This is a genomic window from Thermosynechococcus sp. TG215, assembly GCF_031583455.1.
Classification (GTDB): Bacteria; Cyanobacteriota; Cyanobacteriia; order Thermosynechococcales; family Thermosynechococcaceae; genus Thermosynechococcus.
This window is the reverse complement of sequence record NZ_CP134178.1, coordinates 977,775-1,003,520: the sequence shown is the minus strand read 5'-3', so window position 1 is coordinate 1,003,520 and position 25,746 is coordinate 977,775. Positions and strand designations below refer to the sequence as shown.

The 25,746-nt window shown below is 53.6% G+C and carries 21 protein-coding genes; 4 read left to right on the top strand and 17 right to left on the bottom strand.

From position 1 onward, the window contains the following. Positions 1-10 precede the first annotated feature (10 nt). From leuC to RHJ02_RS04660, 9 genes are all read right to left on the bottom strand, one after another. A complete protein-coding gene (gene leuC / locus RHJ02_RS04700; RefSeq protein WP_206201283.1) occupies positions 11-1,414 on the bottom strand; it encodes a 3-isopropylmalate dehydratase large subunit in 1,404 nt (467 codons plus the stop codon). A gap of 145 nt (positions 1,415-1,559) precedes the next feature. After that, the gene (locus tag RHJ02_RS04695) at positions 1,560-2,225 is read right to left on the bottom strand and encodes a hypothetical protein (RefSeq protein WP_206201282.1); all 666 of its coding nucleotides are present in this window, start codon (positions 2,223-2,225) and stop codon (positions 1,560-1,562) included. Positions 2,226-2,242: 17 nt separating this feature from the next. After that, positions 2,243-3,244, bottom strand: a complete 1,002-nt coding sequence (locus RHJ02_RS04690) for a DNA methyltransferase (protein WP_310800510.1) — start codon at positions 3,242-3,244, stop codon at positions 2,243-2,245. A gap of 67 nt (positions 3,245-3,311) precedes the next feature. After that, the gene (gshB, locus tag RHJ02_RS04685; protein WP_206201280.1) at positions 3,312-4,268 is read right to left on the bottom strand and encodes a glutathione synthase; all 957 of its coding nucleotides are present in this window, start codon (positions 4,266-4,268) and stop codon (positions 3,312-3,314) included. Positions 4,269-4,273: 5 nt separating this feature from the next. Further along, the gene (gene grxC, locus RHJ02_RS04680; RefSeq protein WP_250682073.1) at positions 4,274-4,537 is read right to left on the bottom strand and encodes a glutaredoxin 3; all 264 of its coding nucleotides are present in this window, start codon (positions 4,535-4,537) and stop codon (positions 4,274-4,276) included. Positions 4,538-4,633: 96 nt separating this feature from the next. Further along, positions 4,634-5,947, bottom strand: coding sequence for a CO2 hydration protein (locus RHJ02_RS04675; protein WP_206201278.1), 1,314 nt, complete (start codon positions 5,945-5,947; stop codon positions 4,634-4,636). 15 nt (positions 5,948-5,962) lie between these two features. Continuing rightward, positions 5,963-7,438, bottom strand: coding sequence for an NADH-quinone oxidoreductase subunit M (locus RHJ02_RS04670; protein ID WP_310743460.1), 1,476 nt, complete (start codon positions 7,436-7,438; stop codon positions 5,963-5,965). A gap of 27 nt (positions 7,439-7,465) precedes the next feature. Next, positions 7,466-9,301, bottom strand: coding sequence for an NAD(P)H-quinone oxidoreductase subunit F (locus tag RHJ02_RS04665; RefSeq protein WP_310800509.1), 1,836 nt, complete (start codon positions 9,299-9,301; stop codon positions 7,466-7,468). A 163-nt stretch (positions 9,302-9,464) separates the two neighbouring features. Then, entirely contained in the window at positions 9,465-10,799 is a 1,335-nt protein-coding gene (locus tag RHJ02_RS04660; RefSeq protein ID WP_310744888.1) for an HlyD family efflux transporter periplasmic adaptor subunit, read from the bottom strand. 318 nt (positions 10,800-11,117) lie between these two features. Here RHJ02_RS04660 and RHJ02_RS04655 point away from each other — a divergent pair, with 318 nt between their 5' ends. Both RHJ02_RS04655 and RHJ02_RS04650 read left to right on the top strand, forming a co-directional pair. Beyond that, complete coding sequence (locus RHJ02_RS04655) at positions 11,118-11,492, top strand: FHA domain-containing protein (protein WP_206201274.1); 375 nt, start codon at positions 11,118-11,120, stop codon at positions 11,490-11,492. Between the two features lie 74 nt (positions 11,493-11,566). Beyond that, complete coding sequence (locus RHJ02_RS04650) at positions 11,567-12,109, top strand: biotin transporter BioY (protein WP_399375764.1); 543 nt, start codon at positions 11,567-11,569, stop codon at positions 12,107-12,109. A gap of 10 nt (positions 12,110-12,119) precedes the next feature. Here RHJ02_RS04650 and cobN read toward each other — a convergent pair whose 3' ends face one another. Then, positions 12,120-15,797, bottom strand: a complete 3,678-nt coding sequence (gene cobN, locus RHJ02_RS04645) for a cobaltochelatase subunit CobN (RefSeq protein WP_310800507.1) — start codon at positions 15,795-15,797, stop codon at positions 12,120-12,122. Positions 15,798-15,955: 158 nt separating this feature from the next. Between cobN and RHJ02_RS04640 the strand changes: the two genes are divergently transcribed. Further along, positions 15,956-18,148 carry an ATP-binding protein gene (locus RHJ02_RS04640; protein WP_310437873.1) on the top strand — a complete coding sequence of 731 codons (2,193 nt, stop codon included), beginning with the start codon at positions 15,956-15,958 and terminating at the stop codon, positions 18,146-18,148. On the opposite strand, the gene coaE is transcribed toward RHJ02_RS04640, so the two are convergent. The 3 genes from coaE to RHJ02_RS04625 all read right to left on the bottom strand — a co-directional run bounded on the left by coaE (position 18,119) and on the right by RHJ02_RS04625 (position 20,309). Next, the gene (gene coaE / locus RHJ02_RS04635; RefSeq protein WP_310437874.1) at positions 18,119-18,730 is read right to left on the bottom strand and encodes a dephospho-CoA kinase; all 612 of its coding nucleotides are present in this window, start codon (positions 18,728-18,730) and stop codon (positions 18,119-18,121) included. The two genes, RHJ02_RS04640 and coaE, sit on opposite strands and share 30 nt — an antisense overlap. Beyond that, entirely contained in the window at positions 18,723-19,286 is a 564-nt protein-coding gene (locus tag RHJ02_RS04630; RefSeq protein WP_206201270.1) for an FxLYD domain-containing protein, read from the bottom strand. Before RHJ02_RS04630 ends, coaE begins: the two co-directional genes overlap by 8 nt. 99 nt (positions 19,287-19,385) lie before the next feature. Beyond that, positions 19,386-20,309, bottom strand: coding sequence for a DUF928 domain-containing protein (locus tag RHJ02_RS04625; RefSeq protein WP_310800506.1), 924 nt, complete (start codon positions 20,307-20,309; stop codon positions 19,386-19,388). 156 nt (positions 20,310-20,465) lie between these two features. Here RHJ02_RS04625 and RHJ02_RS04620 point away from each other — a divergent pair, with 156 nt between their 5' ends. Continuing rightward, positions 20,466-21,203, top strand: coding sequence for a 7-carboxy-7-deazaguanine synthase QueE (locus RHJ02_RS04620; RefSeq protein WP_315862918.1), 738 nt, complete (start codon positions 20,466-20,468; stop codon positions 21,201-21,203). 13 nt (positions 21,204-21,216) lie between these two features. On the opposite strand, the gene RHJ02_RS04615 is transcribed toward RHJ02_RS04620, so the two are convergent. From RHJ02_RS04615 to RHJ02_RS04600, 4 genes are all read right to left on the bottom strand, one after another. Continuing rightward, positions 21,217-22,401, bottom strand: a complete 1,185-nt coding sequence (locus RHJ02_RS04615; RefSeq protein WP_206201267.1) for a hypothetical protein — start codon at positions 22,399-22,401, stop codon at positions 21,217-21,219. Between the two features lie 113 nt (positions 22,402-22,514). Continuing rightward, positions 22,515-23,348: a hypothetical protein gene (locus RHJ02_RS04610; protein ID WP_310743455.1), complete on the bottom strand. Its 834-nt coding sequence runs from the start codon at positions 23,346-23,348 to the stop codon at positions 22,515-22,517. A gap of 245 nt (positions 23,349-23,593) precedes the next feature. Next, positions 23,594-24,601 carry an adenosylcobinamide-phosphate synthase CbiB gene (gene cbiB, locus RHJ02_RS04605; protein WP_310800505.1) on the bottom strand — a complete coding sequence of 336 codons (1,008 nt, stop codon included), beginning with the start codon at positions 24,599-24,601 and terminating at the stop codon, positions 23,594-23,596. 38 nt (positions 24,602-24,639) lie between these two features. Further along, a complete protein-coding gene (locus RHJ02_RS04600; protein ID WP_310800504.1) occupies positions 24,640-25,710 on the bottom strand; it encodes a Fe(3+) ABC transporter substrate-binding protein in 1,071 nt (356 codons plus the stop codon). Positions 25,711-25,746: the final 36 nt, after the last annotated feature.

Genomic DNA, 25,746 nt, shown 5'->3' with positions numbered 1-25,746 from the left:
AAGCAGGACATCAAAGAAATGCCCGCACATCTGTAACTTCACCCGTAATAGCTGCGGCGGCCACCATCGCTGGACTCATGAGGAGTGTCCGTCCCGCTGCTGATCCTTGGCGTCCTTTGAAGTTGCGATTGGAAGATGAGGCACTGATCTGACGCCCTTGCAGCTTGTCGGGATTCATGGCGAGGCACATCGAGCAACCAGGATTGCGCCATTCAAACCCTGCGGCTTGGAAAATGACATCGAGACCCTCCGCTTCGGCTTGCGCTTTCACCCGTTCTGAACCGGGAACCACAAAGGCTTTGACACCGGGTTTGACTTTGCGCCCTTCGACAACTTTGGCAGCCTGCCGCAGATCACTAATGCGACCATTGGTGCAACTGCCAATAAAGCAGACATCAATCTTGGTGCCTTGAATGGGCTGCCCCGGTTGCAGATCCATGTAGGCATAGGCTTCAGCGGCGATCGCCCGTTCTGCCTCGGGCAAACTCTCTAGGGTGGGCAAGGTCTCATCCACCGCAATGCTTTGGCCGGGGGTAATGCCCCAAGTGACCGTCGGTGCAATATCTGCAGCCGCAAATGTGACAACATCATCGTATTCAGCATCGGCATCACTGACGAGCGATCGCCACCACACCAGCGCCTCATCCCAAGCCTTGCCTTGGGGAGCAAAGGGGCGGCCTCGTAAATAGGCAAAGGTGGTTTCATCGGGGTTGACATAACCGCAGCGGGCTCCCCCTTCAATGGCCATATTGCAGACGGTCATCCGCTCTTCCATTGAGAGCTGGGCAAAGGTACTGCCAGCAAACTCATAGGCATAGCCAACACCGCCTTTAACACCAAGGTGGCGAATAATGTGGAGGATGAGATCCTTGGCATAGACCCCAGAGCCAAGGGAGCCATTCACTTCTACTTTGCGAACCTTGAGCTTATTGAGGGCGAGGGTCTGAGTCGCCAACACATCCCGCACTTGACTGGTGCCAATCCCAAAGGCGATCGCCCCAAAGGCACCGTGGGTAGAGGTGTGGCTATCCCCGCAGGCGATCGTCATCCCCGGTTGCGTTAACCCCTGCTCGGGAGCAATCACATGGACAATGCCCTGACGACCGGAGCCAATCCCAAAGAAAGGAATATGGTGAGCACGGCAATTCGCCTCAAGGGCTTGCAGCATCTCTTCGGCAAGGGCATCTTGGAGAGGACGCGCCAGCGTATCTGTCGGCACAATATGATCCACCGTCGCCACGGTTCGCTGCGGATACAGCACCGCCAATCCCCGCTCCCGCAGCATGGCAAAGGCTTGGGGACTCGTCACTTCGTGAATCAGGTGCAGGCCAATAAAGAGCTGCGTTTGCCCTGAGGGCAGTGTCGCCACCGTGTGCTGTTCCCAAACCTTATCAAAGAGTGTGCCGCGACTCATAGACTCGTGAAAAAATCCAGCCTATCAATTATAGGCAAAAGGAAGAGATTCAGTACAGTGATTATACAAGGCAACTATCCGTTTTCAGTCGCATCACGGCCATGTTGCAGCTTGGTTTATGATGTTTAACTTTATGAAAAAAGCTTTAATCGCTATGATTAAGCCAAAACTCGCGAACCTTTGTAAAGTATTTCAACCGCCCTTCAATTTTGCTAATTTCACGGGGATAGAATTCAGCTAATGCATCACACAACTCAAGCATCCACTGCTTACGGGAGTAGCCACGGTTAATCGTTAAAACATTAGAGTTCGCAATCTGAATTTGCCCCCAACCCAAAGGGCCAATTGTTAAGCAGTCCCACCCCAAAAACTCGATTGGCAGAAATTGAACATTTTCAATACCGATACGAGTTCTTTGAGCCTCATAGGCAATCAGCAAAATTGCAAAAACATTTTCATCTGATTGATAGAAACGAGTGAGGCGTTCTACAGAAATTAAATTGGGCATATTAAACTGTGTACTCAATCTGTGGGTTTTCACGTCAATGACATAGTAAAATCCTTGATCATCCTTGAAAGCGAGATCAGCCATGGCTCTACGGGCAAAATGTGCTGAATAGTTTTTACAAATCTCTTCACCAAGAACCGCCTGTAGATGATTGGCAAGAATTTGCTGAACAGCATCGCCAACAGCTCTTGGGCTATTGATTGTCACAGCAGACAAGAAATCTTCCTGTGAGTTTAAGAGTTCTTTGATGTTTTCTTCGATTTGACCAATCTGATCACCATAGAAAATATGTCTTTTTTCCATTGATTCTTATGTTTCCTCTAGGGAAAAAGCTCTGGTTGGTGAAATAGTTTTTCGCACTGATACTGCTTTTGCGTAAAACGTCCTTGCTCACTTAATGTGTTTCTTTCCCAAAACACGCCATCAGCATAGCCCTGAATCGAAGCATCTACTTCAGCCATTTCAAGGCGCTTCTCCGCTAGGCAAGCATAAGTCTCATCCAGTTCAACCCCCAAAAAACGCCTACCGAGCTTCTTGGCAACGACAGAGGTTGTTCCGGAGCCGAGGAACGGATCAAAAATAATGTCATCTGGATTGGAGCTAGCTAAAATGACCTTAGCCAGTAGTTTCTCGGGCTTTTGGGTGGGATGATCTGTATTTTCTGGCATTGACCAAAAGGGCACAGTTAAGTCTGTCCACAGGTTAGAAGGATGCGTTAGGCGGTAATTTCCTTCTTCCGTGGCTTCCCAATCTTTGGGATGTCCATTGACTCTATAGGGAGCGATGACTTTACGCTTGAGCTTAACAGCCTCAACATTAAAGGTGTACTCATTAGAAACAGTGCAGAACCATATATCCTCAGAGGCATTTTTCCAATTCTTGCTTGCTCCTCGTCCTTTCTCGCGCTCCCATGTAATTCGGTTGCGGATTTGAAAACGGTCTTTAATGACTTCAAATACAGCAATTGAGGATTCCCAATCAGAGCAAATGTAAATAGATGCAGTTGGTTTTAGAATTTTTTCAAGACTCGACAAGCAAGACTCTAGCCAGTTGATGTAATCCTCTAAACTTTTTTTCTTGAAGCTAATTGAGTTAAATACTTTGTTCAGGTTGTAAGGTGGATCAATAAACAGCAAATCAACAAATTGACTTGGGAGAAACTTGATGACCTCAAAGATATCTTGATGGATGGTGCGGTTAATGATTTCTGATAGGCTCACAGGATGACTCAACCGTAGGAGTCGCTGTCGATACTTCGCTTGTTCTTGCTCGGTCAACGTAATTGTTCTATTTCTGGGGGCGCGTTCTTTGCTGTGAACCATATCGCTTTATCAAAACTTGATTACTGGTTTGAATCACATCCCCTGAGTGGCTAAGCATGACTCAATGTTAACCTAATAGCCAAGCCATCACCTGTTGACCAAGGCAAGTCCCATTGAGGCGATCGATCTCACGAACGCCCGTGGGGCTAGTGACATTCACTTCTGTCAAATAGCCACCAATGACATCAATCCCCACAAAGTACAGGCCATCGCGCCGTAGGGCAGGGGCTAAAGTTTGACAAATCTGGCGATCGCGCTCGGTAATTTCCACTGCTGCCACGCGTCCGCCGGTGGCCATATTGCCCCGAAATTCATCCCCTGTGGGAATCCGATTCACAGCACCAATGGGTTCCCCATTGAGGAGAATGATTCGTTTATCGCCTTCCTTGGCCGCGGGTAGGTACTCCTGCACCATCACCGGTAGCTGTCCCCACTGAGTACTCATTTCAATCATGGAATTGAGGTTGCGATCGCCCGCCTGCAAAAAGAGAATGCCTTCTCCGGCTTTGCCCCCCAAGGGCTTGAGCACCGCCATGCCCTGCTGCTGCACAAATTCCCGAATGCGCTGCTTATCTCCTGTGACAATCGTCTTGGGAGTCACACTCGTAAATTGCAGGGCATACATCTTTTCATTGGCATGGCGCAACCCTGCGGGCGAGTTGAGGACAAGGGTGGTCTGGGGATCGATTAAATCAAGACAGTACGTGGCATAGAGGTAGGCGGTATTGACTGGGGGATCCTTGCGCATCCACACGGCTCGAAAGGTGTTGAGGGGTCGCCATTCCACTGCCCCCGTCTGAAACCAAGGTTGGGGAATCTGCCACTGGCTGGCCACTAGTTGCACGGGCGATAACTGGATCGGGGTGAGCGCTGCCCATACCTGACCTTCGCGGATCAGCAGTTGGGAAATTTCCGTTACCCACACCTGTGCGCCTGCCGCTTGCGCTGCTTCCATCAAGGCCACACTGGTATCGTGGCCGGGGTCAAGGCGGGCGATCGGGTCAATAATAAAGGCAATATCCACCGTCATTAAGCTGCCGCTTGCAACAGAGCGTCCAATTTCCCTTGTGCCTCTAGGGCATAAAGATCATCGCAGCCGCCAATGTGTTCGTTGTTAATAAAAATTTGCGGGAGCGATCGCCGGCCATGGGCACGTTGAGCCATTGCAGCACGAGCCGCTTCATCGCCATCAATGACGTACTCGGTAAATTTTACTCCCTTGCGGGTTAACAGCTGCTTTGCCCGAATACAAAAAGGACAACGAGACCACGTATAAATTTCCACGTTGGCCACGGCTTTACCTCGTTACAAAAATTCACTTTGATTCCAGCCTAGCAAAAAGGGAGAAGAGACACACCCCCTCTCCCTAATGTCCTGTCCTACAACTCCCTACAAATAATTGGGATCTTGGACATTGCGAATTTTGCAGGCTTCAGCAATGCCGTACTGCGGTCGCAAGAAGCGATCCATCTGAGCCACAAAGAAACGCCGGTTGGCCATGAGATGCTCCGGATTGGGATCATCTAAGGGGTAGTAGAAGGCGGCACGGGTTGCTTGCAAAACAGCGGAGGTCACCGTGTACATGGCGTGCTGGAAGGCAATTCCCAACTGCACCAAAATATCATCCTCGCCGCGACAGTGCTGGTGGAAGTAATCCTTCAGGTATTGGGGTAGGAAGTGATACATGTCCTGATGCAGCAGTGTGGGGGGAATGCCCGCCGTCCCCACAGGGAATTTATCGGCAAAGAGAATGCCATAGTGGAAGTCCACCTGATCAGTGGGCACCTGATTGGCTTGGGCATTGTAGGACTTCGTTCCCCGGAAGGGCGCCGTGCGGTAAAAGACCGCTTCCACATAGGGGAAGGCCGCTTCATAGAGCCACATAAAGCCCTTTTCCTTGGGCACAAGGACATGCACCTCGCCATCAATATAGACGTGGTGGTAAATCGGGCGACCGGCAATGGCAAAAATTCCATTGACCAAGAAGTTCATGGCATCCTTGACGCTGGTAATGCTGCCCTCGTCATAGCGATCGCTCATCTCGAAGAAGACGGGTGCCATCACTTCCCAAAATAGCCCCAGCACGTTCATGTAGGTGGCTTGGCGAGCCTGCTCCAAGAAGAGGTCGGGAAAGAGCTTGTACAGCCCGAGCATCAGCGGGTTGCCTTTGAAGTAGGCGCGGATTGCCCTATCGGCGGCGGCTTTGTACTCTTCAGTGTCAAGGTAGATATCCAGCTGCCCACCCATGCGATGCCACATCATTGAGCGCGCCAAGCTTTCGGAAAACTCCATGTTGATGCGGTCGTGCCAAAGGTGGTGGAGCAGACGCGGCATTTTCCCTGTTTCCCCCTTTGCAATAAATTCCATCAATTCGGGGTGGGCATGGGCAGGGCCACGCCAAATCCGCAGATCCGCTGTATCCCCAGCATAGTGATTGGCCAATTCAAAGTAGTCCTTGGTTGGAAAATACTTGAAGAAGGGAAAAGGATGGATAAATACCCGCTCACCGAGGTACAGCAAATTCCGCCAGTAAAAGTCCATTGGAATGGCGTAGGCCTTGTACATACCGATGATCTTCATCAGGTTCACTGGCGTGTCGGGAATGAGGGCACCCCCCGCCTCAAGGCGGTAAATAATGTCGGCGAGGGGGTGATCCAAGGGGGGCAGTTTGGCAGAACTGGGACGCTCAATTGTTTCAACCATGGTTTCCTCTCTGAGCTATAGGGGTAAACTGGCAACGGTTTCGGTGGCAGTGGGGATGGCGGCAACCAGCTGCGCACTGGTGGTTTCACTCCAACGCACCAGCCATGTTGGTTGGATGCCCAGAACCAGAATCAGCAGTGTCAGTACCATAGCGGGGAACTTCTCTGACCAAACCACCCGTGGGTAGTAGGCAGTGGCATTGTCAAGACGACCAAAGCAGGTGCGGTTAATCAAAATTACAAAATAAACAGCCGTGAGGCCGGTGCCCACCACCGCAATTAGAGTTGGCATCGGGAAGGTACCATAGCTGCCTTGGAAGATTAAAAATTCCGCCACAAACCCCACTAATCCTGGAATACCGGCACTGGCCATCCCCCCCAAAATGAGGAGAGCACTGGTGGTCGGTAACCCCCGCAGAGGATTGAGCAAGCCATTGAGCACATTGAGTTCGCGGGTGCCAACTTTCGTTTCAATGACGCCAACCAAATAGAACAGCAATGCCAAAATCAGGCCATGGCTAATCATTTGGGCAATGGCGCCGACGATGCTGAGGTGGGTATGGGCTGCTGCCGCCAACAATACGTAGCTCATGTGACCAATGGAGCTATAGGCCACCATGCGTTTAATGTCCTTTTGGGCGATCGCAGCCAGTGCTCCATAGCTAATGCCAAGAGCCGCCACAAGGGCCAGCAGGCCAGAAAACTGCCCCCAAGCCTCTGGAAAACAGCCTAAGGCAAACCGCACTAGGCCATAGGCACCCAGCTTAGCTAGGATCCCCCCAAGGAGAATGGCGGTTGGCATTGAGGCTTCCACATAGGCATCGGGCAACCAACTGTGGAGGGGCACCAAGGGCATTTTGATGCCAAAACCTAGGATCAACAGCAGCAGCAGAATCCCTTGGGTCGTCGGTGCCAAGCCAGCAACCTGAATATCTTGATAGTCAAAGCTAGGAGCGTGGGTGAGCCAGCCCATCCCCAAAAAGGCAGCTAGCACGAGAATTCCTGAGACTGCCGTATAGATCAGAAACTTGATCGCTGCCTGCTCGCGACGCTGCCCGCCCCAGATCAAAATCAACAGGTAAAAGGGCACCAACTCAACTTCGTAAAAGAGAATAAACAGCAGCAGATTTTGTGCTGCTAACGCCCCGGTAATTCCCGCATTGGCCAAAAGAACAAGGGCATAGAAGAGCCGATGGCCACTTTTTTCACCCGTGAACACGACCACAAGGGTTAAGAACGTCCCCAAGACAATCAGCGGGAGGGACAACCCATCCACACCAAGGGAGTAGTTCAATCCCAAGGGCGACAGCCACGGCACAAATTCCGTAAATTGCAGTGCGGTCTGCTGGACATCAAACTGCGTCAGCATCCAGAGGGACAGGGCAAAGGTGACACCAGCGCTCACCAAAGCAACCGAACGCAAGGCTCGTTCTGGCAGCAGCGGCATCAGCAGCGCACCGATGACAGGCAAAACAATTAACAGCGTCAGCATAGGGCAAGAACCTCAAGGAATGGAGCACTAAGCCAGCAGTGGCCAACAAATGGCAATCACCAGAAGGGCGACCCCCATCAAAATGGTGAGGATATAGGCTTGGGATTGACCCGTTGTACTGTACTTCAGGCGATCGCCCCCTAGGAGGGTTGCTCCGCCAAAGGCATTGCCAGTGCCATCCACCAACGTGCGATCAAACCAAGCAGTCATGCGGGAAATCATATCCACTGCTCCCACCACTGTGGCTTTGTAGAGCTTGGGCGTATAGAAATCGTAGGCCAGCAGATCCTGTACCGACGGTAGCGGAAACTGCACCGGCTTGGGAATGGCTTTGCCGAGATAGACCCATGCGGCTGCTCCCCAGCCCAAGATAGCGGTTACCGTCAGGGCAGCTGCTGTGGTTAGGGAAGGATCTGTCCAAATCACCCAATCAAAGCGCCCCATGAGAATGGGCAAGTGCAGCACCAGACCCAGATCAACGGTCATCGGCAAAATCATCGGCCAAAAGACCTCGGGCGATCGCGCCGTCATTGGTTTGACCTCACCGCCCCAAATCAGGCAGAACGTGCGACCAAGACTAAAGGCAGCAAACGCATTCATCAATAGAAGCACCACCCCCACCCAAGGCAGTTGGGCAAAGGCCGTATCCAGCAATTCTGCCTGTGGGAAAAAGCTGGCCAAGGGGGGAACCGCCAGCAACCCTGCAGAACCAACGAGAAACGAAATACCGGAAATGGGGCGCCGCGACCACAGCCCGCCCAATAGGCGCAGATCTTGGGTAATGCTATTCCAAATAATGCTGCCAATGCTCATCATCAGCAGTGCCATGGCCACGCCGTAGGTGAGGATAAAGACAAAGGCTAAGCCCGGCTCCTTGAGACCAACGGCAATAAACACCCAGCCCATGTAGGCACTCACCAAATAGGAGAGGGCGCGTTTAATGTCCACTTGGGCAATGGCAATCAGGGTTCCTCCCAAGGCAGTGACGCTACCAATGACCAGCAAACCTGTTAGAGCGACAGAGGAAAGGCTCAGCACCGGCGTCAGCTTCACCAGCACCCATGCCCCCGTGCCCACAACAATGGCATTCCGCAGAATAGAGGCAGGCACAGGGCCTTCCATGGCCTCATCCAACCACAGATGCAATGGGAATTGGGCACATTTCCCCATTGGCCCAGCAATCAGCGCCAAACAAATTAGGGTAATGAGGGTGGGATCCACCTGAGCCGTAGCTGCCCAAGCCGCTAAATCGTCGTAGTTCCAAGAGCCAGCAAGGGGATAAATCGCCAACACCCCCATCAGCAGCACCAAGTCTCCCACCCGCTTGGTGAGGAAGGCATCGCGGGCACCGGTCACCACCAGCGGTTGGTTAAACCAGAAGCCAATGAGCAAATAGGTCGCTAGGGTCAGAATTTCGAGCATGACATAGTTAAAAAACAGAGAATCCAGCAGCACCAGCGCCCCCATCCCCCCCTCAAACAGAGCCAATAGGGCAAAAAAGCGCGCCCAGCCCCAATCCATCTCCATGTAGCCGATGGCAAAGATCTGAGCCATGAGGTTCAAACCCGTAATCAGCATCAGGGCAGTGGTCGTCAAAATCGAAATTTCAACGGGAATGTCAAAGTGCAGACCCGCCACATCCAGCCACGTCCAGTGCAAAGACTGCGGCGGCTGGTTGGCGATCGCCACCGTGGCCAACAGTGCATGAACAAAGGAGAAAAACGTGAGCAAGAGATTCAAATAGCCCGCTGGACGAGGTCCCGTTTTCCGAGTAATCCCCGGTGACCAAATCAAGGACAGCACCATTCCCGCCAGCGAGTAAAAGGGAATGAGCCATACTGTGTCCGCAAATGATTGCAACATAAACCCCGCTTATGCCTATGGACAAGACTAATTAGATTTAATCTTATCTATGAACGGTACTGCACTTCACAGGGTCAAGAATAAAGTTGCATCAATATCCCTTATTGCCCAGATAAAAGGCAACTATGAAGGATTGAGCATTGTTTAGGATAGCTATAAAAGCTTAGGGGGAAATTTGAAAGGTCACTCGTGCGGTGTAGCCCACATAACAGAAATTGCCTTCGCCCCAGTCTTGATCAGCGTCTAATTCAACGCGCACTTGGCTTTGACGTGGATAGTTTTCGGGAATGGGAATGACCTGATCGTCGCCGGGGTTGAGGCGACCCAAGCCAGAGCGAATGTTGGTGACTGTGCCCCAAACCACCTTGCCTTTGCTGCCATAGAGTTCAATTTTGGCCTTGGTACCGGGGTGGATTAGCCGCAGGGACTGTTCCTCTACAAACACATCAATCCAGCGCCGTTGACAATCCAATAACTGCAAAATTTGATCCCCTTTGCCGAGAAACATCCCCGGACGGGCATCCACCCGCCAGACATAGCCGGCAATGGGAGCCGTTACCTTCACCACCTTGCGCTGAGCAACCTCCTGCCGGGCTTGGGCAACCTGTCGCTGTTGAGCCGCAATTTCCTGTTTCAGCCCTTGGACGATCGCCTGCTGTTCGCTAATCTGAATTTTTAGCTCCTGAAGCCGCAGGCGGGGGTCATAATTACTGCGAGTGTTGCGCAGGGTCAGTCCCAATTCAGCGGCACGGGCATCGGCCTTGAGCGCCTCTACCCTATCAGCGGCAGCCTCCACTTCCCGTTGGCGAGCAGCCACTTGCGCTTGGCTTTGCTGCAATTCCGTTAGAGCCGCATCTGCTTGGGCTTGGGGTACCGCTCCCTGCTGCGCCAACTGGCTAAAGCGCTGGTAGTTAATTTTTGCGAGTTGATAGCGTGCCTTGGCATCAGCCAGATTCGCTCTAGCAGCCCCTAGTTCCGCTTGGGCAGCCGCCACTTGGCGATTGGTTTGTTTCACCTCAAGCAGCTGTTGATGGCGTTCATCCCCTTGGGCAGAGGCGAGGAGTCCCTGCAACTGAGCCAGTTTTGCCTGAGCGGCTTCTAGTTCACCCTGCCGCCGTTCCAGCCATTTTTCAACTTCCTTGAGGTCGCCTTGGCTAAGGTAGTCATTTTCTAGCACGGCTAGGGGCGTCTCCTCCGCTGGCTTGATAAATTGCCCCACCTTTGCCCTCAGTTGCTGGAGGGTTCCTTCCTCCGGAGCCCGCACATTCACAATGACGCCATTAATGACCGCATCACGACTGCGAACCGTTGTCAAATGTTGGTAGAGAAACACCCCTGCAAAGGCAAGGATGCCACACCCGGCTGCGAACACTAACAAATTGGCAAGGAGCGATCGCCGTAGCTTCAGTTGCTGAGTCGGTACAACCTGATTTTTAATCTCCGTCAAAGGCGAGACTTGGCTTAAACTAGATGCAGAATCTGAAGCTGGCTTTTTCATAGAAAACTCACAACAAGTCAATTAAAGTGAATAAAATCGCCCAGCTACTTTGCATAATTGACAGGTAAAAGCTTTGTGCTAAAAACGCCTCATGTTTCCCTCACAATTGAACCTTAAAGAGTCTTGAATATTTTTTTACTAGCTTCATCTAAACATACTCACTAACCTTTTGTTATCCGTACAACTACTGAAGCTGACATCCGAAAATTACCTAATTAAAGACATCCAATCTTGGATTACCACAGGTTTTCAGAGCCTTAGCCCGCCCCAAAAGTATGGATAGAGTACGTATGATAAAAGTATCCGTGGCAGACCCCTATGACCCACCTTCCAGACGTTGACAAACAAGCATGGCTAATTGTGCGCTCCCAAGGTACGGTGGTCGGCAAGTATCACCTCGCAGGAAAGGCGTTCTGGAAAATTGGCCGCGCCAGCGACTGTGACATTATTATTCACGACCCCTATATTTCCCGACATCAGGCAACCATTGAACTACGCCCTCGGGGCAATGCCCTGGTGTACCTGATCCGTGACAACAATAGTCGCAATGGCACATTAATTAACGGTACACCCCTGTCGGAGGAGCGAGTCTTATACCATGGAGACCTTATTATGATGGGGGATACGGATCTCGCGTTTCACTATACAAGTCCGACCCCGTCTGTCCCGCCTAATGTGTTGCAGTGCTCTTGAGAACCAACCTGTCACCCCTCGATGAATTTTTGTGGGCCATTTTAGGCCTCCTGCTGACAGTGGCTGGAACCTTCATGGAGGCGGCGATCGCCCTCCCCAACCTCCTCAATGAGGAAGGGCAATTTGTTTTGCCCAGTTCATGGGCCGCCGTTCCCGTGTATGGGTTACCCGTCTCCTATCAAGTTGCGGCGGTTCTTCTAGTGGGCTGCATGGGGGGACGGCAAGCCGCCGCCCTCTCTCAGGTGGCTTATCTGATTCTGGGTCTCAGCGGGTTTCAGGTGTTTTCCCAAGGGGGAGGTCTGGACTACTGGCGTGAACCGACATTCGGTTACCTCTTGGGTTTTGTGCCGGGGGCTTGGGTCTGTGGTTGGCTGGCTTTTCGCCCCCAAAAGCGAGTGAGTTTAGAATGGCTTGCTTTGAGTGGCCTAGGGGGACTGGTGCTCATTCATGTCTGCGGTGCCCTCTACCTCAGTGGTCTGGCTCTTGCAGGGCAGTTGAGTCAACCCTTGGTGGAGCTACTAGAGCAGTATTCGCTTTTTGCCTTGCCAGGGCAGTTGGTGATTGTCTGCTTGGTGGCAGCGGTAGCGCGGGTATTGCGCTTGATTTTGCTGTATTAAAGCTAAACCATTAAAATTTGCCTTCAATTAAACCTTCGGCCTCTAGGGCGATCGCTCGCAGGCGGTCTAGGATCTGCGGATCCGGTGCTTGCCACAGTTGACGCTGGGCAGCTTCGAGGAGTCGCTCCGCCATGTCCCGCAGTGCCCAAGGATTATGCTGCGCCACAAAGGCTTGCATTTCGCTATCAAGCAAATAGGTCTGAGTAATGCCTGTAAACACATAATCGGGCACACAGCGAGCCGTAGCGGCATAGCCAAAGAGATAATCCACTGTGGCGGCCATTTCAAAGGCACCTTTGTAGCCATGGCGCTTGATGCCGGCTAGCCATTTGGGATTAATGACGCGGGAGCGATAGACTCGCAGCAGTTCCTCTTGGAGGGTGCGAATTTTTGGCTGCTCTGGCCGTGAGTGATCGCCAAAGTAAACCGTGGGCTGCTGCCCCGATCGCGATCGCACGGCAACGGTCAAGCCCCCCTGAAACTGGTAATAATCATCGGAGTCCAATAGATCATGCTCGCGGTTGTCTTGGTTTTGCAGCACCACTTGCAATTGACTCAGCCGCTGCTCGAGGGCTTCCGCTGCATTGTGGCTGTGGGCTTCGCCGGTGTAGGCATAGCTACTCCAGTGAATATAGGCGCGGGCAAGATCGTCATCCCCCTGCCAGTTTTGGGCTTCGATCAGTCCTTGGAGTCCCGCCCCATAGGCACCGGGCTTGGAACCAAAGATGCGAAAGCGTGCCCGTTCCTGAGCTTGATTCAGGGAGAGACCCTGCTGTTGCCAATAGGCCGTTTCTTTGGCCACTTGGGCTGCCAAGGGATTTTGATCCGCGGGTTCATCCAACTGGCTCACCCGCTGCACCGCTTCATCAAAAAGAGCAATCAGGTTGGGAAAGGCATCGCGGAAAAAGCCAGAAATCCGCAGCATGACATCCACACGCGGTCGTCCCAACAGCGACAGGGGAATCACCTCCAAATCCACCACCCGCCGCGAGGCGCCCTCCCAGACAGGACGAACCCCCAACAGGGCAAGGGCTTGGGCAATATCGTCGCCCCCGGTGCGCATGGTTGCGGTGCCCCATACCGAAAGACCTAGGGTACGGGGAAATTCTCCCTGCTCTTGACAATAGCGTTCGATGAGGGCTGCCGCCGATCGCTCCGCCAACGCCCAAGCAGCTTCCGTCGGTACCGCTCGCAAATCCACTGCATAGAAATTCCGTCCGGTGGGTAGGACATCCGGACGACCACGACTGGGGGCACCGGCAGCGCCACTGGGAACATAGCCGCCATTGAGGCCATGGAGAAAGTGGTCAATTTCTTGGCGGGTCTGTTGCAGGGCAGGGTAGAGCACCGTACGAATCCAATCCAGTACCTGCTGAGTTGCACGGCCACAGGGGAGATCAGGGGTGCCCTTCAGTAAGTCCTCCACCAGTTTTGCCGCGGTTTCCTCGAGGGCATGCTGCCACTCACCAACGGAACGGTATCCAGGTACAGGACTTGGATCGGTTGGGTTAGCGGTCAGGGGATCTAAATCAACCCCTTGATCCTTTGCTAAGGCACGAGTGAGACCCATGTGCTGGCCACTGGGACTGCGGGCGATCGCCACCATCAGATCTCGCAACTGCCGTCCCTGGGGGCATTGGCCAAGAATATGCAGGCCATCGCGAATCTGGGCATCCCGCAGATCACAGAGGTAGCCATCGGTGCGCGCTAGCCACGCCGTCCAGGTTTCCTCAGGATTGGGGGCACCAATTTCTTGATCGAGATCGAGTTCTTTGACGAGGGCTTCAATCTGCTGCCGCAGCACACTCAAACGGGGGCGATCGAACTGCTCAGCGGCGTAGTATTCCTCAATGTAGTGGCTGAGGGTCTCTAGACCGCCGTACAGCTCAGCACGGGTGAGGGGGGGGGTCAGATGATCCAAAATCACTGCTTGAGCACGGCGTTTGGCTTGGGCACCTTCACCGGGATCGTTGACAATGAAGGGGTAAAAGTGGGGGACAGGGCCAAGGGCAATTTCGGGAAAACAGGTGTCACTGAGGGCAATGCCTTTGCCAGGGAGCCATTCTAGATTGCCGTGCTTGCCGACATGGACAATCGCATCCACCCCAAAAACATGGCGCAGCCAAAAGTAAAAGGCGAGATACGCTGGGGTGGGTTCCAAATCGGGGGCATGGTAATTCAAACTGGGGTCGCGATCGTAGCCCCGACTGGGTTGGACACCGACAAAAATGTTGCCCCAACAGTCACCAGCAATGGGGAGGTCTGTGGTGGGCGACGGCCAGCGTTCGTTAATGGCCGCCTGTACTGCCCTTGGTAGGTTCTGAAAATAGTGCTGGTAGGCCTCAAGGGGAAGGGTGTAGCGGGGCTGCCGCCAGTGATTGCCTTCGGGGTCGTTGGTGCGGTAGCGGCTGAGGTGGTGGATCAGGGCATCGCCATCCTTGGGCAACGGGTCAGTACCCAGATCATAGCCAGCCTGCTGCAATGCCTTCAGGAGTGCCACCGTACTGTTGGGGGTGTCGAGACCGACGCCATTGGCAAGACGACCATCGCGGCAGGGATAGTTGGCTAAAATCAGGGCAATGCGGCGCTCATGGGGGGCTTTGTGGCGCAGTTTCAGCCAGTTGGCTGCCAGATCACTGACCCAGTGCAGGCGATCGCCCGCCGGGGCATAGGTGGTCACGGTGGTTTCCACATCTGTTTGAATTTGCGACACCGCCTTAAAGGACACCGCACGGGTAATGATGCGGCCATCCACCTCCGGCAGGACGACGTGCATGGCAAGGTCGCGGGGCGTCAGTCCTTGGGGATGGTGTTGCCAAGTCTCGTGGGTGCTGCTGCTGAGAATGACCTGTAGCACGGGGACATCCAATTGCTGCCAAAAGTTGACCTCCTTGGGCTTGGCGATCGCGAACCCCGTCGTATTGAGAATCAATTCCACCTTGCCCCGCCATGCCGCCAGCAGTTCCCGTTGAATGTCTAGATCTTGCAGCGAGGAGACAAACAGGGGGACAGGTGCCAATTGCCGCTGCAGCAAGGCCTGAGCGAGGGCATCCATCACCGCCGTATTGCCCGCTAAGTAATGGGCACGGTAAAAGAGAATCCCCACCTGCGGCCAGTCGCTGGCTATCTGCCCCGCAATCGGATAGCTGCCCCAGCGGGGAATCCTTTGGGGGGGTGGGGGGGGCTGACCCCAACCGCAACCGTAGTGGCCAATGAACTCTAGGGCACGCTGAATATTTTCCTGTCCGCCCTCGCGGAAGTATTGCCAGAGGCGATCAACTTGGGCCAGCGGCCAACTGGAGAGGCTCATGAGTTCTAAGTCGGGGCGATCGTCCCCCGGCAATAAGATCAACTGCCCACCGCGATCGCTGACCATTTGCTGCGCCACCTCTAGGCCATAGCTCCAATAGCCCCGTCCCCCCAAGAGGCGAATCACGACCACGTCGGCCTTGGCTAGGACGCGATCGCCATAGTCATCAATGGCTGCTGCTGCTTGTAAATGCAGTAAATTCGCCAAGCGTAGAGGGGGAAAGTTCTCGGGTAGCTGCTTGTAGGCTTGAGCCAGCAGGGCAATATCCGTATCCGCTGCCGTTAAAATAATAACGGGAGCACTGCTTTGCTGTAGAAATGCAACATCGCTGTTATCTGTGGCAACAGTCAGATCATTTAATGTAAGAATTCGATGCATGCGTTGACAACAATCATTAAAGAAACTGGTGGGTTTTCCCCCCTGTCCCCCTTGAGCCGCTACAACAGAAATTAATGGGAAAAGCCTCTAGCGATCGCAACCCGCATGGCAATGCCACTTTCTGTGATGAACCGATCAAGGATTGAACTTCAAAAACTATGCGCCAGCCCGTCTTTGATCGAATTTTACCAGCATTTTTCTACGAGCGAATCGCCACAGTCCTGCTCGCAGAAGCTAGCCATCGCGGCGCAACTGTCCTTACCCGTGAAGAGGTGATAGCGTCTGCCGATGCCCCTTTTCTCGTCGTCGTGGCAGAGACCTTTGCGCTGCTGTTGCAGGCAGAAACCGTACCGCAGATGAGTGCCTATCGGGTAAAAATCCTCACTGAGCCGGTGGCGATCGCTCGCTTTCTGCGCAAAATTCGCAGCCAGACACCCCTAGGCCAGCGTTCCCTGATCCGCTCAGTTTTACAGCAGTTGACTCCCTTGACCGCCAAAGACCAAACGTTGCCCGCCGACTTGGCCCTTTCGCTGATGAATGTGCTCAGCGAAGACATGGCTCAGCAGTGTCAAAATTGTGCCCCCCTTGTCACTGCTGCCTTGAGCGAACGACAGGCCAAAGAGCGCCTGCTGCATCAGGTCACCACCCAAATTCGCCAAAGTCTGGAGCTACCAGAACTGTTGAAGATGGCAGTGGATCGGATTCGCGAATTTTTAGGTGCCGATCGGCTACTGGTGGGACAGTTTTACAATTCTACTGGTCAATTGCAGGGGCAAATTGCCTACGAATCTTGCCGCCATGGCGGAATTCCGTCGGTTCTTGGGCTCTGGGATGACTGCTGGCAGTGGTCTGCCCTACCCAGCAGTAGCTATCAGCGTCTCAGTCGTGGCCAAACCATCACAGTCAGTGACATTGACGAATTTTATCAAGAGGTTCCCTGCCTACAGGCCTTTGCCGTCCGCTGGCAGATCAAGGCCTGGCTAATTGTGCCAATCATTGTTCAAGAAAAACTTTGGGGAGTGCTCATTGCCCACCAGTGCGATCGCCCCCGCCAATGGCAACCCCAAGAAGTTGAGTTTTTGACCCATTTGAGTCAACACCTGAGTATTGCCATTTACCAAGCGCAACTCTACAGCGAGCTGCAACAGCAAAAGGCTACCCTTGAACAGCGCGTGAATGAACGCACCCAAGCCCTGCGGGAAGCCCTGAGTGCCATGGAAGCCGCTCATCGGATTAAGAATGACTTTTTGGCCACCATGAGTCATGAGTTGCGCACGCCCCTCACCTGTGTGATTGGGGTTTCGGCCACCCTCTTGCGCTGGCCCCTCGGTCCGCTAACGGAAAAACAGCGGGAGTATTTGGAAATTATCCATGAGAGTGGCACGCACCTGCTGGAGTTAATTAACAGCATTCTTGATCTCTCCCAAGCGGAATTGGGGCGATCGCGGCTGCATTACAGTGCCTTTTCGATTCGGCAACTCTGTACCGACTGCCTCGAAGTGGTCAAATCCCAAGCCCAGCGCCATCAAATTCACTTGCAGCATCAACTGATGATCCCGCCAAGTCGCGATCGCTTTTGGGGAGACTACCGCCGCATCCAGCAAATTCTCATTAACCTGCTCAGTAATGCCATTAAGTTCACGCCTGCGATGGGGGAAGTGATTCTGCGGGCATGGTGGAAAGAGGATGAACTGATTTTCCAAGTGCAGGACAATGGCATCGGCATCCCTGCGCACCTGCAACCCTTGCTCTTTCAGAAGTTTCAGCAGTTGGATAGCTCCTTTGGCCGTGCCTATACCGGCGCTGGTCTCGGCTTAGCCCTCACCAAGCAATGGGTGGATCTGCACAATGGCTGGATTGAAGTTGAGTCCACTGAAGGCAAAGGCAGCACCTTCACCGTTGGCTTACCTGCAACCTCTACGGACACCCTCTTGGAGCCGACCAAAGTCAAATTGGATGTGCCGCCCCTCGCCACAACGGATGTACTGGTCGAACCGGAGGGGCGAATTGTGCTTGTCAGTGAAGAGGAAGCCACAGCCACCCTCATCTGCTCGATTTTAACCACAGCGGGTTACCAAGTGATTTGGCTCGTCGATGGTGAAGTGGAACGGTTGCTAGCCCTGACGCCCATTGCCGTTCTTTTGGCAGAACCCTTTAGCTCTGGGGATTTGCAGGAGCTTGTAGATCAATTGCGACAACGCTGTACCCCTGAGCAACTGAAGATTTTTATTTTGGGATCAGAGCGCCCTTATCGGGGGGCCGATCGCCACATTTCTCTGCCCATTCATCCAGAAAGTTTTCTGCAACAGGTAACGATGGGGCTAACTTCCCTTGCGATCCCTGCCCAGTAGGGAAAAGGCTTGATCCACTTGACGGTAGAGTTCTTGAAGACCACTTGTATTCCAAAGAACGGTGTCTGCTCGTCGAATTTTCTCTTCTAGGGGAAGTTGACTGGCTAGGCGCAGGGCGGCGGCACTTTCAGAGAGACCATCCCGCTGCTGAAGGCGAGCTAACTGCTGTGCAGCTGTGGTGGCAACGACCCAAATCTGATCCACTAACCCTTCGAGGTGGGCTTCGAACAATAGGGGAATCACGAGGGTCAGCAGGGGCTGATCACATGCTTGAATGGCTTGCTGCATCTGGGCAATAACCCAAGGGTGAATTTGCGCTTCTAGCCAGTGGCGCTCTTGGGGTTGGGCAAAGACAATTTCCCCTAAACGGGAGCGATCGAGGCTGCCATCATCACGGCAAATCTCAACACCATAGCGATCGAGAATCGCTTGATAAATGGGCGTTCCGACGGCAACCGCCTGCCGCGCTAACTGGTCGGCATCGACAATAGGCACACCATACTGCTGCTGCAAATAGGCAGCCACCACCGATTTACCGCAGGCAATTCCCCCCGTGATACCGAGGCGAAGCGGTCTAGACACCCCCTTGGAGCCGCACCGCTGGCTGCATTAAGCGCACCCGTGCCCCAATATCCGCTGGCACAGTGGGGAGCATTTGTTGATAGGTCACTGTCTGACCGGGACCGACAGTTGCCGGTTCTGGCGTCGCTGCACCCGTTTGTAGAATTTGGCCATTAGGCCCCACGACCTCATAGTTAACGGATTGAATCGTTACCGGTTGGCGGTTATTGTTCGTCACGGTACCGGTCACCACTGAAGAGCCTGGTAACTTCAGTACAGGTTGAAGCTGCGGCTGCCCCACACGGATATTGCGTAGGAGCTGTTGTTCCAGCACTTTGGGATCGACTTCTTGGGGCGTCTCTGATGGTGTTGGCGTAGAAGCGGCTGCCGTTGCGCCAGAAAGGTTGAGCAAATGATTCCAGTAGCGTTGATTGCGTCCCCACTCATAGGGAGAGTTGCCAATAATCACAATGTCGCCCGCAGCCCGCTGTGCCAAGGCAGGGAGGGGGGCGATCGCTCCAAGAAGCACAATACTGGTTAGCCAAAGGGGAAATGGCGATCGAGTTATCTTTAGCATGGCGCACGCTCCTGTCAATGCAGCCTACTCTCCATCCTACTGCAACTTGATGTGGGGTTTGGGGTCAGCCAACCGCTCTCAATATCGGCACAGGGGCAGCTATCGCAACAGCGGCATATTAACAATTTGGGGATCAATACCGGCACTCTTGAGCACATCTTGCCACTGCTGTTTGATGGCAGCGTCATTGGGATTGCTTTGCTGCAACTCCACAAGGGTTGCCAAGGTATCGTTCCAGAGTTGACTGGTGGCCAAAAGGGGCAGGCGATCAGCCGGAGGCATGGTGGTAATTACCTGGGCAAGGTTGCTGTCCAGCTCAGCCCGCTCAATCCAGCCCGTCACAAAGGGATTGGCATCGGGTTCATTGGACTTACAGGTGAGGGAGAAGATCCACTGGTATTTTTGCCCCGGTTGTAGCTTCGCCTTACTGGCATCCACTGTCACAGGTAAAATGCCGGCTTTACCATTCAGGGGCACTTGTTGGGTGAGGAGCAGATCGCCAGCTTCTGAGAGCAGCATCAGTTCCGCCGATTTGGCCGTGCTTTGGGGAACAAAGAAAAAGAGACTGGGATTGGCCGCAGCGGTCATCCCCAAGTTGTTATCGGGCACAAGAGCAACAATTTTTGTCAGAGAGCCTTGGGTACATTCCCCAAAGCGGGTGGCGCCTGCGATCCGTTGCCCTGGCATGCCGCGATTTGAGGGTACAAAGGTGAGACGATTACTCGATTGGGCAGCGTAGCGATCGCGAGCAATATAGGCCTCGACATTACTAATCGCTGTGAGGGCATAGCGGTTACCGGGGCGCAGACTGAGGGCACGGCGGAAATTCACCAAGGCGGATGGATAGTCGCGTTTGGCGGTGAGTTGATACCCCCGCTGCATGTAGCGATCGAACTCACTGGCTTCGCTAGGGGAAGTTTGGCCAACAGCAGGTAACGATGGCAAAATAACTGGCAGGGCACCCATCCCCATTGCCAAGGTACCGACAAGCAGCCACGAAAGGCCAAAACGGTGGGCAGACATAGCACTTACCTACTGAACACGCTAACTATCTTTAAGGTACTATCGGAAAGAAAACCCGATTGTGATCAGGCTTGCACATCCCCTGTGATTTCCGTAAAAGAGCAGCAAACGAGCAATCATTCCTCCCTTGCGCCGATCACGCTTCCCTTGGTGGAGATGTTCTCAGCGATTCAAGGGGAAGGCGCTAATGTGGGGTGTCGGCAAATTTTTATTCGCTTGGCGGGTTGTGATCTCCGCTGCACCTATTGTGACAGTGCCCACACATGGTTTGTTCCCGCCCATGCCCTAATTGAAGCACAAGCGGGCGATCGCTACTTTCAAACCGTACCCAATCCCGTCACTGCCGCCCATATTCTCGAAGCCGTACAGCAGCTCAATACTCCCCCCATCCACGACAGTATTAGTCTCACCGGCGGCGAACCGCTGCTCCATGCTGCAACACTGGCACTATTTTTGCCCCTCCTCAAAGCCCATAGCTCCCTGCCCCTCTACCTTGAAACTGGCGGACACCATCCAGAAGCACTGGAGCAAATTCTTCCCTATCTCGATAGTGTCGGCATGGACATTAAGCTCCCCAGCGTCAGTGGTGAGTGCCATTGGTCAGCCCATGAAGCCTTTTTGCGCCTGTGCGATCGCGCCCCTGTCGAGGTCTTTTGCAAAGTGATTATTTCCCAAACAACGGATCCTGCTGATTTAGACCGCCTCGCTACCCTTGTGGCCAGCGTCAATCCCCATATCCCGGTCTTTCTCCAACCTGTAACGCCCGTAGGTACCGGTCGCTGTACCCCCCCACCCACCCCGGAACAACTCCTCAGGTGGCAAGCGCAATTGAAGGCACAGCTGACCCAAGTGCGCGTCGTCCCCCAAACCCATAAATATCTCGGCCAGCGCTAGGGGTATTTTTTAATTACTTTTTAATCAAAATGTACGCACGGACATAATTGGGGATGCGACGGGCAGCCGCTTGGTAGGTAGCACGGTCTGGAAAAATTCCCGCTAGAAAGTCCAACTGATAGAGATTGGGCATAAAGGCTCCCCCCGTATCGGCAATCACGCCGAGGCGCAGTTTAGGCTGACCGCCTTGGGTATCTTCAACCACAATGACTCGCCCAAGACCGATATTCCAGACATCCCCCGCAAAGGTCACCTCAGGTTGGGTATTGATTTTGTTTTCAATGGTGCTGCCATAGCCCTTAAGGAAAGGGACTTCACGAAAATACCAGTAGCGTCGCTGCTCGTAGGGATCAACCCCCTTGACGAAGGGAATATCATTATTGCGATCCACATTGAAAAAGGCTTCAGTGCCATCGGTAAATTGCACCAGAATCGTCCCCTGCATCAGGGCATCCTCAAGCCCTCTCCTCGTCAAGTAGGCCAAAGGCTTCACCCGTCCATAGAGGGAGCCACCCGGTTCAAAAATCCCTTCCAGTACCTGTTGCTTTGTCAGTTGCTTATAAAATAAGTCCTCGGGTTGATCGGGAACACGGGGCGGCAGAGCATAAAGCGCCGTATTGTACGTCTCTGTGCGGGTGCGTGATCCGCGATGGGTAAATACCGCATAGTTGGTGAGGCGCAATTCCTTAGTTTGATGCGGATTGCGGGGGTTGTGGGGCAGCCATTGAATGACGCGAAAGTGCCGATTAATAAATGCGGGGTCTTGCAAACGAATTGGGCGCTTGCGACTAATATCCTCCGTGAGCGTCGCAATCATAAAGTCTAGGGTGTCGAGGACTTGGGGCAGCGTCACCCCCTGAATCGCCAGAATGCCCTCCCGCTGGGTAATGGGGTCTGTTTCCCTAAAGTCTTGAAAATACTGGCGAGTGCTACGCAACACTTGCAGCAGCTTCATCGGGGCGGTGCTAATGCGGTGGGCGGGCAGGGGGCGATCGCGAAACAGGTTCCGCCCATCCACTTGAAACTGGGGCTGGCCAAACTCATCCAGCACGGTGTACAGGGGAGATACAGCCACAGGGGACGTTGTAACCGTTGCAGATGCTTCTACTGGTGCTGAGGGAACCGTTGCCGCTTGACAGCCCACTGCCAAAAACATCAAACTCAGACAACTTGCCGCACTCAGCCAATAGAAACGCATAAGCAGACCTTGAACATGTTTAGCCTGCACTCCCTAATCCTCGCATCGCAGGTGGGGGTTAAGGCGCGGCAATGTAGGGAAGCGGAGTGGCCAATCGATTCATCATCCTAACCTTATGTGGAAAACTCCACAAGGGATGCTGCTCTCACACCTATACGATAGACCTGCGATTCAAAGTCGGTAACAGTACCAGTGGCGGTGAGGGCTTGGATAAACTCTTCGCGGCGACGCGGATTGACATAGAGCTGACCAGCAATGTCAGTGATGTGAGCCTGTAGATCCGCTGGGGAGTCATAAGCGTAGATGCGAGCCAAGGCGGGGTTGACCTTGAGGTAATGACCATTGGGACTAGATTGCAAGATCCCCTCTGTGGCATTTTCAAAAATACTGCGGTACTGGCTCTCGGCAAGGCGGAGCGATCGCTCGATCTCTTGGCGCTCTAGCACATTGGTAAATACTTGACCCATCACTTGCAGCAGTGGTAGGAGGGTCTCTAGGTGGGAATGAGCCTGACGTACAAAGTCTAATCCCAAAAAGCCGATCAACTCCTCACCGCGATTGAGGGCAACCACAAGGAGGGACTGAATTTGCTGGACGTCTAGACCTTGGCGATCAGGGGAATCCTTGGGCAGGTTTTGGATGCAAGGCCAGATGACATGATCCTGGCTCTGAATTTCTTCGAAAAAACGGGGATAGTCTTGAGTCACAATCCCCTGAAGCTGTTCCTGCTGAGGTTCAATGCCGGGGGCGCACCATTCGTAGGTATTGGAAAAGCTCCCTTGGGTACCGGGGTCACGTTCAAAGAGGTAAGCGCGATCGGCCTCCGTCATTTCCCCCAAAAGACCCAGCACCTTGTGGATGGCCTGGGGAATCTCCGTCAGGGGGTCGAAAAAGGTTAGCAGTGCTCCATCCTGAAGCAGTGAAGCTACGGAGAGGTGATTCCCCAAAAGCTGCTGGCCAATGCTGTTGGCGCTAATGACTTGATATTGGGGTGGGCGGGTGGCAGAAACACCAATCAGTAGTAGCCCTTGGGCACTGTAGTTAAAAAAATCTCTAACAGGCGATCGGCCATGGAGAGGGAGGAAGCGGCCAGTGTCTGGCCTTGCAGAGGAGAGGGCTGAACCACGGCCAATGTTTCTAAATTTTATTTCTTAATCCATCTACTCTAAACGATTATGGCCAAGATGAACTGCTAAATGGAAAACACTTTATGCCACACCAAATGCCACACCAAAACGATGCCGCCTGTGGCTGTAAGGGTGATCAGGTAGAGGGAACGGCTGAGCCGCAGAGCTGCAATAATCGTGCCTTGATCAATGGGGTGCAGCGGTTCTCCTAAAAAGGGTTTCACTTTCACCGTGCCGCGATAGATATTCGTACCCCCCAGCCGTACGCCAAAAGCGGCTGCATAGGCACACTCACTCCAACCGGAATTGGGACTGGGATCCTTGGGCGCATCCTGGCAACACCACTGCCATACCCGCTGCCACTGCCTAGAGCAAAGGGCAACTAGAAAGACGAGCCACCGACAGGGCAACCACGTGAGCACATCATCGGTTTTGGCAGCAAACCATCCCCAGTGGGTGTAGGGTGGCTCGCGATAGCCAATCATTGAGTCCAAGGTACTGGCAGCTTTGTAGGCCATGACGAGGGGCAAGGGGGTTAGTTGCGGAACGATAAGGGTGGCGATCGCCCCATAAAACAGCGGTGCCATCATGCCATCGGTCGTATTCTCACTCACCGTTTCCAGAACCGCCCGCAGAATCTCAGGCGCCTCTAAGTGGGCAGTCTCGCGACCCACATACTTAGCCAAGGACTGGCGTGCCCCCTCAAGATTGCTAGCCGCCAAAGGTGCCAATACCTCTGCCGCTGCATCCCGCAGACTACGACCCGCAAAGCCACTGGCGGTGCCCACGACTGCAATCCCCCAACCGAGGAGGGGCGAAATCGTCATTCCCAGTGTCACCACCCCCCAACTGATGAGGGCAGAACCTACGATTAAGCTCAGTGTCAGCAGCGCCCCCCCCAACCGCTGTCCCCAAACTGGCCAGCCTTGGCCATAGTTGAACCCGTTGCTAAGGGATTGAATATAGGCTCCCATCCAGCGCACGGGATGCGGCCAGCCCCACGGATCCCCAAGGCCAAAGTCAAGGAGGGCAGCAGCCAGAAGAATCGTGTAGGCAATGAAGGCGCAAGACACAGGAACGATCAACGGGGGCGATCGCTCATTTTAGAACCTTAGCGCCACCCCGCCCGGTCCATAATCCGCAGAGCCTCGGCATTGTTGCGGCCAAACACTGCAGCATTGACATTTTGGCCACGGAAGTTGCCAAAGCGCCGCACAACCGGATGCAAGGGTACCCCGGAGCGCACGGGATATTCAAAGTTGGCCATGGCAAACATTTCCTGTGCCTTGGGACTCACCAGATACTCCAAAAAGCGAATTGCCGCCTGACGATTGGGGGCACCGGCCACCACACCACCACCACAGATATTCACGTGGGCACCGCGATCGCGCTGATTCGGGAAGAACAAACCAACCTTCTCAGCAACTGCGCGGTCTTCTGCTTTATCTGAGGCCATTAATCGAGCGAGGTAGTAATGATTTGTAATTGCAATACCTCCAACACCCGCTGCACAAGCGCGAATTTGTGCGGTGTCATTTCCCTCTGGGGGTCGGGCAAAGTTGGCAACCAATCCCCGCACCCACTCTTCTGTTCTTTGAGAACCATGAATCGCCAGCAGTGAGCCTACCAAGGATTGGTTATAGACATGGCTGGAGCTGCGTGTGAGAATCTGCCGCCGCCACCTAGGATTAGCTAAGTCTTCGTAGGTGGACAGTTGATTGGGATTGACGCTGGATTTGTTGTAGATTAGAACGCGTACGCGCCGCGAGAGGCCAAACCAGTGACCTTGGGGTTCCCGCAGGTTGGCTGGCACCACGCTGTTGAGTACCCTTGACTGAATCGGCTGCAAAAGACCGGCCTGCTGGGCTCGCCACAAGCGACCAGCATCCACCGTAATCAACACATCGGCAGGACTCCGACTGCCCTCACTGCGAATCCGTTCAATTAGGGCATCAGCCTCAGCTTCAATGAGATTGACCCGAATGCCAGTTTGCTCGGTGAAACCGTTGTAGAGGGCTTTGTCGGTATCGTAGTGCCGTGCTGAATAGACATTGATCACACCCCCTGCCTGCCGCTGTTGAGCATTGCTCGATTCTGCTTTTTGGTTCCAGAGGTGGTGGGCGACATAGGCCGTTGCCCCAGCGCCCATGCCCAAGAGTACACGGCGACCGACTTTCTGCATAGTTGAGAATTTCTCCTAAATGCAATCTGAGAAATA